This window comes from Microbacterium sp. NPDC056003, assembly GCF_042274785.1.
GTDB lineage: Bacteria > Actinomycetota > Actinomycetes > Actinomycetales > Microbacteriaceae > Microbacterium.
Window position 1 is genome coordinate 152225 of sequence record NZ_JBHJXQ010000001.1, and the last position, 14621, is coordinate 166845.

Here is a 14621-nt window from a genome sequence, read left to right on the forward strand (position 1 = left end):
CCTACGGCGCGGGCCCGTCGGCGGGCACGGGCTCCACCTGGTCCACGGCGGACTGCAGGCGGCCCAGCGTGTCGATCACGATGCGCGTCTCTTCGGGCGACAGGTCGATCACCGCCTCCAGCATGCGGCTGTGCATCGCCCCCAGCGTGCGGCGCACCTCCTCGTCCGTCTCGACGGTCGGCGTGACCACGATCCGGCGCTGGTCGCTCGGGTGCGGGCCGCGACGGACGTGGTCGGACTTCTCCAGCCGGTCGATGATCGCCGTCACGGATGCCGTCGACACGGCGAGGTACCGCGCCAGCTCGGCCGGCGACACGACGCGGTCCTCGCGCTGCGCCTTGAGCAGGTATCGGAGGGTGAGCAGGTCGTTCTCGCCCATCGCCATCGAATCCCGCGTGCGGCGGCGCATCGCCACCTCGGCCGCCCGGTAGAGACGGAACGCCTGCAGCAGCTCGATCGCACGGCGGCGGCGGTCGTCGGCGCCGTCGCCGTACCAGTAGCCGCTGTTGTGCTCCACGCAGGAATCATACGAGCGGTGCTGTCCACCGCGCGCATGCCGTGCACGAAAGCCCCAGGTGGCGCACTCCTAGAATGTGCGGGTGACGCACCTTGCCCGGCTGGACGCCGACCCGCCCGCCGAGCCGACGGCCGGGTCCGAGCGCCCCGCCGCGCACACCGAGCCGCTGCTCCCCTCCGTGCGGCCGAGCCTGTACGAGCGCTTCACCTCGCGCCTCGCCGACGACCCGCGCGCGCGGCGCCTGTACGCCTGGCTCGGTCCTGCGCTCGTCCTGATCCTCGCCGCCGTCCTGCGGCTGTGGAACCTCGCCGCCGCGCACGACCTGATGAACCAGTTCGACGAGACGTACTACGTGAAGGACGCGTGGACCCTCTCGCAGCTGGGATACGAAGCCGCGTGGCCCTCCGAGGCGAACGCCCGCTTCCTCGCCGGCGACGTGAACATCTTCACCACCGACCCCGCGTTCGTCATCCATCCCCCTCTCGGCAAATGGATCATCGCGCTCGGGATGATGGTGCTCGGTCCCGAGAGCGGGTGGGGCTGGCGCATCACGACCGCGATTCTCGGCACCGCCGCCGTGCTCGTGCTCATGCTGATCGCGAAGAGGCTCACGCGCTCGACGACCTTCGCCGTCGTCGCCGGTCTCCTCATGGCCGTCGACGGCCTCGCGATCTCGATGAGCCGCGTCGCACTGCTCGACACACCCCTCACCTTCTTCGTGCTCCTCGCGTTCCTCTTCGTGCTGCTCGATCGAGAACGCACGATGACCCGCATCGCTCAGACGGTGGCCGCGCGCTATGACGGCGACGAACCGCCCTCGTGGGGCCCCATCCTGTGGAACCGGCCGTGGATCCTCGCCGCAGGCGTGGCGCTGGGCGCGGCATCCGCTGTCAAATGGTCGGGCGTGTGGGTGCTCGCCGGACTCGGGGTATATCTCGTGGTCATTGACGCCCTCGCGCGCCGTCGGGCCGGCGTGCTGTTCTGGCCCAGCGACGCGATCCGTCAGGGCGTCGCGACGTTCGTGCTGCTGGTCCCCGTCGCGGTGGCGGTGTACGTCGCCTCCTGGTCGGGCTGGCTGCTGACCGACGGCGGCTACAGCCGCCACGCCGCCGACGCCGACCCCGCCACCGGCGTGTGGTCGTGGGTCCCGCTGTCGCTGCAGAGCCTGTGGCTCGACCACGTCACGATGCTCAACTCCGCGTCGCAGATCACGTCCGGCCACTCGTATGCGAGCCCGGCGTGGCAGTGGCCGCTGCTCGTCCGCCCGACCGGCATGTACTACCACCACGACGCCGTAGGGGTGAACGGCTGCACGGCGACGAACGGCTGCTCGGAGGTCGTGGCCAGCATCCCGAACCCGCTCATCTGGTACGCCGGCGTCGCCGCGGTGATCTACCTCGCCTACCGGTTCGTCGTGGCGCGCGACTGGCGCCACGCTCTCGTGCTCACCGGCGTCGCCGTCACCTACGTGCCGTGGCTGTTCTACCCCGAGCGCACGATCTTCCAGTTCTACACGGTGCTGGTGCTGCCGTTCGTGCTGCTCGCGCTCACCTTCGCGCTGCGCGACATCGCCGGTCCGCGGCACGCCGACGCCTACCGTCGCCTCACCGGGCAGCGGCTCGTCATCGTCTTCCTGGTCGTCGCCCTCGCGCTGTCGGCGTTCTGGTACCCGGTCGTCTCGGCGATGTCGGTGCCGTACGACTTCTGGCGGCTGCACAACTGGCTGCCGACCTGGGTCTGACGACTCAGCCGGAGAGGTCGGCCGGGTTCGTCACCGGCAGCCGGCACGCGAAGTCGCGGCAGTCGTAGGCCGTGGCGACGCCTCCCTGCGCCACCTTGCCCTCGAAGAGCGAGAATCCAGCCAAGGCGAACGCGCCGGCCTGCCCCGGCGCGACCACGGTGACGACATCGGCAGGGATACGGCGAGCCGCCGTGGCGAGCGGCCCGGTCGGCTCCTCGCTCACGACCACCACTTGACGCGGCGCCACGGCGAGCGACGCGGCCGTGCGCAGCAGCGCGCCGTAGGCGAGCGGCTGGCCGAGCCCGGCAGGCGCGTACGCACCGACGACGCGCTCGGCAGTCTCTCGCCACTCGTCGCCGGCGCCCAGCACCCACAGCGAGAGCGCGGCATCGGCCAGCGCCGCGGGCCCGGAGGGCTCGTCGCCGTCGGATGCGGCATCCGGTGCCCCCACTCCCTGCGCGGCGAGCACGGGATCTCCCCCGCCCGGCACGGCGAGGGAGCCGGCGGGCGTGACGCACGCGGCGACCAGCGCCCGGGCCCGCACGGCGTAGGCCACGTCGCCGGTCGCGAGGGCCAGCCGCACGAGGCCGCCGGCGAGCTGCCCGTAGTCGGCCAGGGTCGCCGACGCACGCGACGGGATCTCATCGAGCGACGCGCGCACGAGCCGTCCGTCCGCGGTGGTGTTCGTCTCGAGCACGGCGTCGGCGGCCCACCGCGCCGCTTCGATCCAGCGCAGCTCGCCCAGGCGAGCGCCGGCCCGGGCCAGCGCGCCGATCGCGAGGCCGTTCCACCCGCTGACGACCTTGCCGTCGACGGAGGGAGGCTCGAGGTCGCTGCGGGCCGCGGCATCCCTCGCGTAATAGCCGCCCTCGCTGCGGGCGCCGTCGATCCAGGACTCCGAGTCCTGCGCGGCGCCGAACCCGCCGCTCGGCTGCTGCAACACATCGAGCAGGAATCCCGCGACGCCGCGCGCCGTCCCGTCGTCGCCGGCGTCGAGCGCGACGTCGAGCAGCTGCGCGTTGTCGGTCAGCATCCGCTCGTAGTGCGGCACCGACCAGTCGCGTCGCGTGGCATACCGGAAGAACCCGCCCTCGACGCGGTCGCGCAGCGGTGAGGCCGCCATCGCGGCGAGCGCCCGATCGGCGACCGCGGATGCCTCGGCCGCCGCCTCGCGCACCGCGCGGGCCTGCAGGAACCGCAGCGCCGTCGCGACGGGGAACTTCGGAGCGTTCGGATCCGCCCCGCCGAACCCGCCGAACTCGCGATCCTCCCGCGAGGCCAGCACGCGGGCGGCGTCTGCCAGCTGTTCGATCGAGGGGAGAGCGGATGCTCCGCCCCCGCCGTCTGCTCTCACCTCGGCGAGCGCCGACACCACGGCGTCCGCGGTGCCGTCGATCTGATCGCGACGCTCCGCCCACGCCTCGCGCACGGCGGCGAGCACCTGCCGGAACGCGGGCATGCCGCCGCGCGGCTGCGGGGGGAAGTAGGTGCCGGCGAAGAACGGGCGGCCCTCCGGCGTCGCGAAGACGGTCAGCGGCCAGCCCAGGTTCGCGGTGAAGGCGCCGGCGGCCGCCATGTAGGCGGCGTCGACCTCGGGATGCTCCTCACGGTCGACCTTGACGGCCACGAAGCCCGCATTGACCTCGGCCGCGGCGGTCGGGTCGTCGAACGACTCCCGCGCCATGACGTGGCACCAGTGGCAGGTCGAGTAGCCGATCGACACCATCACCGGCACGTCGCGGGCGCGCGCCTCGGCGAACGCCTCCTCGCCCCACGGGAACCACGAGACCGGATTGCCCGCATGGGCGCGCAGATACGGGCTCGTGGATTCCGCGAGACGGGGGTTCATGGCATCCCGGTCAGTTCACCTCGTCGGGGTGCGCACTCACGCGCCCCGCGCCGCCGGGCTGCTCCATCGCGTCGATCGCCGCGATCTCGGCGTCCGTGAGCTCGAAGTCGAACACGTCGAGGTTCTCCTCGAGGCGCTCGCGGCGCACCGACTTGGGGAACACGATGAACCCCTTCTGCAGATGCCAGCGCAGCACCGCCTGGGCGGGCGTCTTGCCGTGCGCCGCGGCGGCGGACGCGACGGGCTCTGCGCCGAACAGGTCGTACTTGCCCTGACCCAGCGGGCCCCACGACTCGATCTTCACGCCGTTCACGGCAGCCCAGTCGGTGATCTCGCGCTGCTGGTAGGCGGGGTGCAGCTCGATCTGGTTGACGGCGGGGACCACACCGGTCGCGCCGACGATCTTCTCGAGGTGGAGAACGAGGTGATTCGAGACGCCGATGGAGCGCGTGAGCCCCGCGTCGCGGATCTCGATCATCTTCTCCCAGGCGTGCAGGTAGTTGTCGGCGGCGGGCGTCGGCCAGTGGACGAGGTAGAGGTCGACCTTCTCCAGGCCGAGCTTGCCGAGGCTCTCGCGGATCGCGGCGTGCGGCTCGTCGCCGTCGTGGCGGTCGTTCCAGAGCTTCGTCGTGATGAAGAGCTCGTCGCGCGCGAGACCGCTGGCGGCGATCGCCGCACCCACGCCTTCCTCGTTGCCGTAGATGGCGGCGGTGTCGATGTGCCGGTAGCCGACCTCGAGAGCCTCGGAGACGGCTCGCTCGGTGTCGTCCGCCGGAACCTTGAACACGCCGTAGCCGAGCTGCGGGATCGCGTTGCCGTCGTTGAGCTTCACAGTGGGGGTCGATGCCATGACGTCCAGCCTACGAGCGGCGGAGCCCCCGGGTCGCGAATCGGCGACTCCGCCCCAGGAACGCCTGACCGTCTCCGTCGGCCGTCGTGGCACGTCCGTCATACGATGGAGGGCTATGTCTGCGCCCGAACCCGTCATCTCGTACCCGCCGGAGCTGCCCGTCAGCGCTGCGCGCGACGAGATCGCGCGTGCGATCCGCGAGCACCAGGTCGTGATCGTCGCGGGCGCGACCGGGTCGGGCAAGACGACCCAGCTGCCGAAGATCTGCCTGGAGCTCGGTCGCACCCGGATCGCCCACACGCAGCCGCGGCGCATCGCGGCACGCACGATCGCCGAACGCGTCGCCGAGGAGCTCCAGGTCCCTCTCGGCTCGACCGTCGGCTACAAGGTGCGCTTCACCGACAAGGTGTCCGAAGACACGCGCATCGCGCTGATGACCGACGGCATCCTGCTCAACGAGATCCACCGCGACCGGCTGCTCTCTCGCTACGACACGATCATCGTCGACGAGGCGCACGAGCGGTCGCTCAACGTCGACTTCCTCATCGGATACCTCAAGCGGGTGCTTCCGCGCCGCCCCGACCTCAAGGTCGTCATCACCAGCGCGACGATCGATCCCGAGAGCTTCGCCACGCATTTCGCCGCAGCCGACGGCACGCCCGCCCCGATCATCGAGGTCTCGGGCCGCACGTATCCCGTCGAGGTGCGCTACCGTCCCCCCTCGCCGTCCGGCACGGGCGAGTCCGACGACGTCGACGGCATCACGGCCGCACTGCGAGAGCTCGATCGCGAGCCCGCCGGCGACGTGCTGGTGTTCCTGCCGGGCGAGGCCGAGATCCGCGACGCGATGGATGCCGTGCGCGGCATGTATTCGAAGGATGCCGCTCCCACCGAGGTGCTGCCGCTCTACGGACGCCTCAGCGCCGCGGAGCAGCACCGCGTGTTCGAGCGATCGGCCGTCGCCGGCGTGCGCCGGCGGGTGATCCTGGCCACCAACGTCGCCGAGACGAGCCTCACCGTGCCCGGCATCCGCTATGTCGTCGACACCGGCACCGCCCGCATCTCGCGCTACAGCAACCGCAGCAAGATCCAGCGCCTGCCCATCGAGCCCATCTCGCAGGCATCGGCGCAGCAGCGGTCCGGACGCGCCGGTCGCACGAGCCCGGGTGTCGCCATCCGCCTGTACGCCGAAGACGACTTCGCCGCCCGCGACGAGTTCACCGACCCTGAGATCCTGCGCACCAGCCTGGCCTCCGTCATCCTGCAGATGCTGTCGCTGGGCTTCGGCGACATCTCGTCGTTCCCGTTCCTTATGCCACCCGATTCCCGGGGCGTGAAGGCGGCGTTCGACCTGCTCGTCGAGCTCGGCGCCGTGCGCGCCGGACGCGGCGGTGGCTCCCCCACCCTGACTGACCTGGGCCGCGAGATCGCCCGCCTTCCGATCGACCCGCGCTTCGCGCGTATGCTCATCGAGGCGCGTCGCACGAACGTGCTGCGCGACGTGCTGGTGATCGTCGCCGGCCTCTCGATCCAGGACGTGCGCGAGCGCCCCGAGGAGCGCCGCGACGAGGCCGACCGGCTGCATGCCCGCTTCACCGACCCGACGAGCGACTTCCTGAGCCTGCTGAACCTCTGGAACCACCTGCAGGAGAAGCAGGCGGAGCTCGGCTCGAGCGCGTTCCGGCGCCTCTGCCGCCAGGAGCACCTCAACTACGTCCGCGTGCGCGAGTGGGCAGATGTGCACCGCCAGCTCAGCGCCATCCTCGGCCTGTCGCGCAAGGCGTCCGCCGCGACGGGGCCGACCGCCGATCCCGATGACATCCACCGCGCGATCCTCTCCGGGCTGCTGTCGCAGATCGGCATCCTCGACGACCGCACCCCCGCCAAGACCGCCCAGCGCGGCGGCGGACGCGGCACCGAGCGCCCCGAGCGACGGTCCGCCGAATACCTCGGCGCCCGCGGCACCCGCTTCGCGATCTTCCCCGGCTCGGGTCTCAAGAAGCAGCGGCCCACCGCGGTCATGGCGGCCGAGGTGGTCGAGACGTCCCGCCTGTTCGCGCGGACCGTCGCGGCGATCGACCCGGAATGGGCAGAGCCGCTCGCCGGCGACCTCGCCAAGCGCCAGCTGAGCGAGCCGCACTGGTCGAAGGCCTCGGGTGCGGCATCCGCCTACGAGAAAGTGACGCTCTTCGGCGTCGACATCGTGCCGCGACGCCGCGTGCAGCTGGCGCGCTTCGATCGACCGTTCGCCCGCGAGCTGTTCCTGCGGCACGCGCTGGTGGAGGGTGAGTGGGATGCCTCGGCCCTCGACAAGCGGCTGACGGCGTTCGAGCGGCGCAACCTCGAACTGCGCCGCCGCCTCGAGAAGATCGAGGAGCGCGAGCGGCGTCGCGACATCCTCGTCGGCGACGAGGCCGTGTACCGCTTCTACGACGCCCGCATCCCCCGCGACGTCTTCGACGTCCGCTCGTTCGAGGCGTGGTGGCGCGACACGGCGGAGCGCACTCCGCGGCTGCTCGACATGACCGAGGCCGACCTCGTCGACGAGGCGTCGCGCGGCGACGAGCGCGACTTCCCCGCGCGCTGGCAGCAGGGCGACCAGGTGCTCTCGCTCGCCTACCGGTTCGAGCCGGGCGCACCCGACGACGGCGTGACCGCGGTGGTGCCGCTCGCCCTGCTCGCCCAGCTGCGTCCCGACGGCTTCGACTGGCAGGTGCCCGGGATGCGCGACGAGCTCATCACAGCGCTGCTGCGCGCGCTTCCCAAGGCGATCCGCCGGCACGTGGTGCCGGCCGCCGACTGGGCGGCCACCTTCGGCGCGGAGCTCGCAGGTCACGGCCCCGAGTCGCACGAGGGACTCCCGCCGACGGGTCTGCGCGAGGCGCTCGCCGCCCGTATCCAGCGCGTCGCCAACCAGCCCGTGACGGCCGCGGACTTCGAGCTCGACCGCGTGCCCGGCCACCTTCTCGTGTCGTTCCGCGCCGTCGACGAGCGCGGCCGGACCGTCGGCTCCGACCGCGACCTCGCGGCGCTCCAGAGCCGCCTCGCCGACCGGGCCCGGACAGCCGTGTCGCGGTCGCTGAGCGAGCGGGGTGCGCCGAACCGCCGCGGTCCCGCCGCGCCGTCGGCGTCGGCACCGGCGGCGCCGGCGCCACCGGCGCCAGGTGCCGCCTCGACCTTCACCGAGCGCACCGGCCTCACCGAGTGGACCTTCGGCGACCTCCCGGACGTCGTCGACACCCGCGTCGCCGGTGGCGTCGTGCGCGGCTACCCCGCGATCGTCGACGAGGGCGCAACGGTCGCCCTCCGCATCGAGGCGACGCCCGAGGCCGCGGCGACGGCGACCCACGTCGGCGCCCGGCGACTGCTCCTGCTCGCAGTGCCCTCCCCTTCGGCCTATGTGCTCGACCACCTCACGTCGGCGGAGAAGCTCGCGCTCGCGGCATCCCCCTACCCGTCCGCGAAGGCGCTCGTCGAGGACGCGCGCGTGGCGGTGGCCGATGCCGTCATCGCGCGCACCGCGCCCGACGGCGTCGTGCGCACGCGCGCCGGGTTCGACGCGGTGCGCGACGCGCTCTCGGCGGTCGTCGTGGACGAGCTCTTCCAGACCGTGTCGCTGACGGCGAAGATCCTGACCACGGCGCGGGACGTCGAGCGCGCCGTACGCGGCCAGAACTCGCTCACGCTGCTCGGCGCCCTGAACGACGTGAAGAGCCAGGTGGCGGGGCTGGTGTTCCCCGGCTTCATCTCGCGCACCGGCACCACCCGGCTCGCCCACTTCCCGCGGTATCTGCGCGGTGCACTCGACCGTGTGAAGGCCCTCGCCGACAACCCGGGACGCGACCGCCAGCGCATGTCGGAGTTCGAGCGGGCGGCGGCCGCGTTCGCCGAGGCCGGCGGTGTGATCCCGGTGCCGGCGGGCCAGGCTCCGGCGCTCACCCGCACGCGCTGGCTGCTCGAGGAGTACCGCGTCAGCCTGTTCGCCCAGCAGCTCGGCACCGCCGAGGCGGTGTCGCTGCAGCGCATCCAGAAGGCGCTGCGGGAATAGGGTTCCAGAACGAGGAGGTTGCCCCAGCCATGGCCACTGCGATCGTCTACACCGAGTTCGGCGGACCCGAGGTCCTCCACGCCGTCGAGATCTCCGCGCCCGCCCCCGCGACCGGCCAGGTCGCGATCCGCGTCGAGGCGGCAGGGGTGAATCCGATCGACGCCAAGCTCCGCTCCGGCAAGCGCGCGTCGGCCGACATCGTCGAGCCGCGGCGCGTCGGCAATGACGGCGCCGGCATCGTCACCGCCGTCGGCGACGGCGTCGACGGATTCCGGCCGGGCGACGCCGTGGTGTTCTCCGGCGCATCCGGCGCGTACGCCTCCGACCTCGTCGTTCCGGCCGACCGCGTGCACTCCCGTCCGCCGCAGGTCGACGCGGCGACCGGCGCTGCGCTCGGCATCCCGGTCGGCACGGCCTACCAGACGCTCCGCTCGCTCTCGGTGGGTCCGGGCGACACGCTCCTGCTGCATGCCGGCTCGGGCTCCGTGGGGCAGGCCGCGATCCAGCTCGCCGTGCTGTGGGGCGGGACCGTCATCGCCACCTCGTCGCCTCGCCGCGCCGAGGCGGTGCGCGCACTCGGCGCCACGCCGGTGCCGTACGGCGACGGACTCGCCGACCGCGTGCGCGCACTCGCTCCGCAGGGCATCACGGTCGCGATGGACGCCGCAGGCACCGACGAGGCGCTGCAGACCTCGATCGACGTGGTCGCCGACAGGTCGCGCATCGCGACGCTCGTGAGGGGCCGGGATGCCGCGTCCCTCGGCATCCGCGCCTTCTCGGGCGGCTCGCCCGTGCCCCTCACCGCTCAGCAGCAGGCCTGGCGGGGAGAAGCCGTGCCCGTCGTGCTCGCGCTGCTCGCCGCCGGGCGCTTCACCGTCGAACTCGGCCCGTCGTTCCCGCTCGCCGACGCCGTCGACGCGCATCGCGCGGTCGAGGCCGGGGTCGACGGCAAGATCACGCTCGTCCCGTAGGCCCGCCCGCCGCGCCGGTCCCCGCCCCGCGCCGGTCCCGGCTTGGCGTTCTTCAGCGCGGCCGCGGGCGGCTCGCCTGTCGCGATGTGCCGGCGCGGGCGGCACTTCGTGACAGGCGAGCCGAGCCCCCCGCGGCTTCGTGAAGCCCCGCGCCAAGCGAGCTCGGCTCACCTGTCGCAACATGCCTGTACAGGCGGCACTTCGTGACAGGCGAGCAAGGCCCTGCGCGGGCGAGGCCCCGCGGGCGAGCAAGACCCCGCGCGGGCGAGGCCCTGCGCGGGCGAGGCCCCGCGGGCGAGGCCCCGCGGGCGAGCGAGCCCCGCGCGGCTGCGCCCCGCGAGCGCGGCTCACCTGTCGCAACATGCCGCTACAGGCCGCACTTCGTGACAGGCGAGCAGAGCCCCGCGCGGGCGAGGCAAGGCTCTGCGGGGGCGAGCGAAGCCTGCGCCAAGCGAGCGCGGCTCACCTGTCGCAACATGCCGCTGCGGGCGGCACTTCGTGACGGGCGAGCAGAGCCCTGCGGCGGCACGAAGCCCCGCGCCAAGCGAGCGCGGCTCACCTGTCGCAATGTGCCGGTACGGGCGGCACTTCCTGACAGGCGAGCAAAGCCCCGCGCGGGCGAGGCAAGGCTCCGCGCGGCTTCGTGAACCCCGCGCCAAGCGAGCGCGGCTCACCTGTCGCAACATGCCGCTGCGGGCGGCACTTCGTGACAGGCGAGCAAGGCCCCGCGCGGCTGCGCGACGCGAGCGCGGCCTGAGCCAAGCGAGCGCGGCCCGCGCCAAGCGAGCGCGGCTCACCTGTCGCAATGTGCCGGTACGGGCGGCACTTCGTGACAGGCGAGCAAGTGTTGCGCGCGGATGAGGCAAGCCCCCGCGGGCGGGGCAAGGCCCTGCGCGGGCGAGGCAAGGCCCGGCGCGGGCGGGGCAAGGCCGTGCGCGGACGAGGCAAGCCCCCGCGGGCGAGGCGAGCAAGGCCCCCGCGGGCGAGCAGGCCCCGTGCGAAGCGGGCGGGCTCAGCTGTCGCGATGCGCCTACGCAGGTGGTGCGGCCGGCTCCGGCCCCGTCGCGATCGGGCGGCCCGGGGTGTTCGACCACTGGCTCCACGAGCCGGGGTAGATGCTCAGGTCGAGCCCCGCGAGTTCGGCGGCGAACACGGCCTGCGCGGCCGTGACGCCGGACCCGCAGTACGCCGCCGCAGAGACGCCGGGGGCGACGCCGGCCTCGGCGAACAGCGCGCGGAGGGCGGCGGCATCCCGGAATCGATCCTCCACGACGTAGTCGGTCGTCGGCAGATTCACGGCACCGGGGATGTGCCCGGCGACGGGGTCGATCGGCTCGACCTCGCCGCGATAGCGTTCGGGCGCGCGCACGTCGAGCAGCACGCCCTCCGACGGCAGCGCCGCGGCCTCGTCGATCGACAGCACGGGCTCGGAGAGCGGCTGCAGCACGACGTCGCCCGGAGCGGGCTCGACCGCGCCCTCCTCGACCGGGAGCCCGGCCGCCCTCCACGCGCCGAGCCCGCCGTCGAGCAGGCGCACGTCGGTCACGCCGGTCCGCGTGAGGAGCCACCACGCGCGCGACGCGCCGAGCGAACGGGCGTCGTCGTAGACGACCACGGTGTCGCCGGCGCGCAGGCCCCAGCGACGGGCCGCCGCCTGGAGGTCGTCGAGCGCGGGAAGCGGGTGCCGGCCGTCCTCGGCGCGACCGTGACGCGACAGCTCGGACTCCAGGTCGACGTAGACCGCGCCGGGGATGTGACCGGCCAGGTGGTCGGGGCGGCCGTCCGGCTTGTCGAGCCGATACCGGACGTCGAGCACGCGCACGTCGTCGCGCGACGAGAGGAGGTGGTCGAGTTCTGCGGGGGTGATCAGCTGGGCCACGCCTCCATCCTCACCCATGCGGCGTGCAACAGTTCGACACAGGCGGGTCACGGGCGCCTCACGACCCGACAATGGATCGCATGTCCCCGTCCTCTCGCGCGTTCGCGACGGCACAGGTGCAGGCGGGTTACGACGCCGGCATCGCCGAGCACACCGCCGTGCCGTCGATCCACCAGTCGAACGCGTTCGAGTTCCGGTCCCTGAGCGAGGCCCGCGACCTCTTCGCGCTGCGCCGCGACGGCAACATCTACAGTCGCGCCGCCAACCCGACCGTGCTGGTCTTCGAGAAGCGCGTCGCCGAGCTCGAGGGCGGGGTGGCCGCCGCCGGCGTCGCGTCGGGGCAGGCGGCCGTGGCCATCGCTCTCCTCGCGCTCGCCAAGCAGGGAGAGCACATCGTCGCCGCACGCCAGCTGTACGGCGGCACCGTCGATCTGCTGCAGGACACCTTCGCCGACTGGGGCATCGACGTCACCTTCGTCGATCAGGACGACACGGATGCCTGGGCCGCGGCCGTGCGTCCCACCACGCGCGCGTTCTTCGCCGAGTCGATCACCAATCCGATCGCGCAGGTGCTCGACGTGCGCGCCGTCGCCGACCTCGCGCATCGCGCCGGCGTGCCGCTGGTGATCGACGCCACCGTTGCGACGCCGTACCTGCAACGGGTCAAGGACCTCGGGGCGGACATCACCGTCCATTCGGCCACGAAGTTCCTCGGCGGACACGGCACGTCGCTCGGCGGCGTCGTGGTCGACCTCGGCACATTCGACTTCGCCGCCGAGCCGGGGCGCTGGCCCCAGCTCACGCAGACGTACGCGCGGGTGCCGAGCGGCAGCCTGGTCCAGCGCTTCGGAGCGACCGGGTCGCCGTACATCGCGCTGGTGAAGACCAAGTACGTGCACGACCTCGGCCCGTCGCTGTCGGCTTTCAACGCGTTCCAGCTGCTGCAGGGCCTCGAGACGCTCGACCTGCGCATCGCGCGCCACTCCGCCAGCGCGCTCGAGGTCGCGCGGTTCCTCGCGGGCCACGCGGCCGTCGCCCGCGTGCACCACCCGGGGCTGGAGTCCAGTCCTTGGCACGCCCTCGCGAGCGAGTATCTGCCGCGCGGCGCGAGCTCGGTGTTCGCGTTCGATCTGCCGGGCACCGGTGACGCCGAGGCCGACTTCGCTCTCGTCGAGGCGTTCATCGCGCGTCTGCGCCTGGTGAAGCTCGTCGCCAACATCGGCGACGCGCGCAGCCTCGTCGCCCACCCGTCGTCGATGACCCACAGCCACCTGTCGCCCGCGCAGCTCGCCGATGCCGGGATCACGCCGACGACGATCCGTCTCTCGATCGGACTCGAGGATCCGGCCGACATCGTCGCCGACCTCGCGCAGGCGCTCGCCGGCCTGACGGCATCCCCGGCCGCGCGGACTGCGGCCGACGCATCCGAGCCTCAGCTCGCGGCGAGCAGCGCCCGGTAGAACCCGATCCCACGCAGCCACACGTCCACGCGGATGCGCTCGTTGTGCGAGTGCAGCGCGTCGCGCTCGGCGCGCGTCAGGTGGAACGGCGTGAAGCGGTACACGTGCTCCGAGATCGCGGTGAACCACCGGCTGTCGCTCGCCCCGAGCTGCAGGTAGGGGGTCGTCACCACGTCCTCGCCGAGCGACGAGGCGACGGCGGTCGCGAGGCGCCGCCACGCGTCGCCCTGCCACGGCGACACCGGCGACGGGTCGGAGCCGTGCCGCACCTCGATCTCGACCTCGGGGTCGCCGACGACGCGACGCACGCGCTCGGCGGCACCGGACACGGTGTCGCCCGTGAGCAGCCGGATGTTGATCGACGCCTTCGCCGTGGTCGCGAGCACGTTCTCGCCTGGCGCGCCGCTGAGCTCGGTCGCGACGGCCGTCGTCCGCACGATCGCGTTCATCTCCGGCCCCAGCCGCGCGAACGCGGTCGCGACCAGCGGCCCTGTGACGGCGAGGCTGCGGAACAGCGAGCGCAGGGGCTGAGGAGCGTGCGGGGCGATCGTCGAGAGCATCGCGCGCACCGGCGGGGCCAGACGCGTCGGGAACGGATGGCGGTGCAGCCGGTCGATGGCCCGCGCGAGGCGCGCCGTCGCCGGCACCGCGGGCGGCGTCGACGCGTGTCCACCGCCCTCGCGGGCTGTGAGCAGCAGCGTCATCACCCCGCGCTCGGCGACCCCGACCATGGCGGTCGGCACGGTCACACCCGGGATCACGCCCTCCACCACGGCGCCGCCCTCGTCGAGCACGAGAGCAGGACGGATGCCGCGCCCGCGCAGCACGTCGACGATCGCCTGCGCGCCGCCCCCGGCCGTCTCCTCGTTGTGGCCGAACGCGAGATACACGTCGCGCGCGGGCGCGAACCCCTCTATCGCGAGCTGCTCGACCGCCTCGAGGATCGCGACGAGGGAGCCCTTGTCGTCGATCGCGCCGCGCGCGTGGATCGCAGCCTCCGCTCCCTCGCCCGCGATCTCCGCCGCGAACGGGGCGGTGTCCCACTCCGACTCGACGACGGGGACGACGTCGATGTGGGCCATGAGCACCAGCGGGTCCCCGGCATCCGCTCCCCGCCACCGGAACAGCAGCGAGTGACCGTCGACGACCTCGCGCTCGAGCGACGCGTGCACCGCCGGGTACAGCCGCTCGAGCGTCTCCTGGAAGGCGTCGAAGGCCTCCCAGTCGATCTCGGACTCGTCGGCGTGCGACACGGTGGGAATGCGCAGGAGCTCGCGGAAGCGGTCGACGGGGGATGCCACGCCCC

At 73.0% G+C, this 14621-nt stretch carries 9 protein-coding genes; 4 read left to right on the top strand and 5 right to left on the bottom strand.

The features are described 5' to 3' along the window. Position 1 precedes the first annotated feature (1 nt). Positions 2-517 carry a MarR family winged helix-turn-helix transcriptional regulator gene (locus ACFC1W_RS00755; protein ID WP_375987517.1) on the bottom strand — a complete coding sequence of 172 codons (516 nt, stop codon included), beginning with the start codon at positions 515-517 and terminating at the stop codon, positions 2-4. An 82-nt stretch (positions 518-599) separates the two neighbouring features. Here ACFC1W_RS00755 and ACFC1W_RS00760 point away from each other — a divergent pair, with 82 nt between their 5' ends. Further along, positions 600-2258, top strand: a complete 1659-nt coding sequence (locus ACFC1W_RS00760; protein WP_375987519.1) for a dolichyl-phosphate-mannose--protein mannosyltransferase — start codon at positions 600-602, stop codon at positions 2256-2258. 4 nt (positions 2259-2262) lie between these two features. Here ACFC1W_RS00760 and ACFC1W_RS00765 read toward each other — a convergent pair whose 3' ends face one another. Both ACFC1W_RS00765 and ACFC1W_RS00770 read right to left on the bottom strand, forming a co-directional pair. Further along, entirely contained in the window at positions 2263-4107 is a 1845-nt protein-coding gene (locus ACFC1W_RS00765; RefSeq protein ID WP_375987521.1) for a thioredoxin domain-containing protein, read from the bottom strand. 10 nt (positions 4108-4117) lie between these two features. Next, positions 4118-4957: an aldo/keto reductase gene (locus tag ACFC1W_RS00770; protein ID WP_375987523.1), complete on the bottom strand. Its 840-nt coding sequence runs from the start codon at positions 4955-4957 to the stop codon at positions 4118-4120. A gap of 115 nt (positions 4958-5072) precedes the next feature. Between ACFC1W_RS00770 and hrpA the strand changes: the two genes are divergently transcribed. Further along, a complete protein-coding gene (gene hrpA, locus ACFC1W_RS00775) occupies positions 5073-9005 on the top strand; it encodes an ATP-dependent RNA helicase HrpA (protein WP_375987525.1) in 3933 nt (1310 codons plus the stop codon). Positions 9006-9034: 29 nt separating this feature from the next. After that, entirely contained in the window at positions 9035-9976 is a 942-nt protein-coding gene (locus ACFC1W_RS00780; RefSeq protein WP_375987527.1) for a zinc-binding alcohol dehydrogenase family protein, read from the top strand. A 1030-nt stretch (positions 9977-11006) separates the two neighbouring features. Here ACFC1W_RS00780 and ACFC1W_RS00785 read toward each other — a convergent pair. Next, positions 11007-11855 carry a sulfurtransferase gene (locus ACFC1W_RS00785; RefSeq protein WP_375987529.1) on the bottom strand — a complete coding sequence of 283 codons (849 nt, stop codon included), beginning with the start codon at positions 11853-11855 and terminating at the stop codon, positions 11007-11009. A gap of 80 nt (positions 11856-11935) precedes the next feature. Here ACFC1W_RS00785 and ACFC1W_RS00790 point away from each other — a divergent pair, with 80 nt between their 5' ends. Next, the gene (locus tag ACFC1W_RS00790) at positions 11936-13315 is read left to right on the top strand and encodes an O-acetylhomoserine aminocarboxypropyltransferase/cysteine synthase family protein (RefSeq protein WP_375987531.1); all 1380 of its coding nucleotides are present in this window, start codon (positions 11936-11938) and stop codon (positions 13313-13315) included. Here ACFC1W_RS00790 and ACFC1W_RS00795 read toward each other — a convergent pair. Then, positions 13288-14616 (bottom strand): M20/M25/M40 family metallo-hydrolase, encoded by a 1329-nt coding sequence (locus tag ACFC1W_RS00795; RefSeq protein WP_375987533.1) that lies wholly within the window; start codon positions 14614-14616, stop codon positions 13288-13290. The genes ACFC1W_RS00790 and ACFC1W_RS00795 overlap by 28 nt on opposite strands. Between the last annotated feature and the right edge of the window lie 5 nt (positions 14617-14621).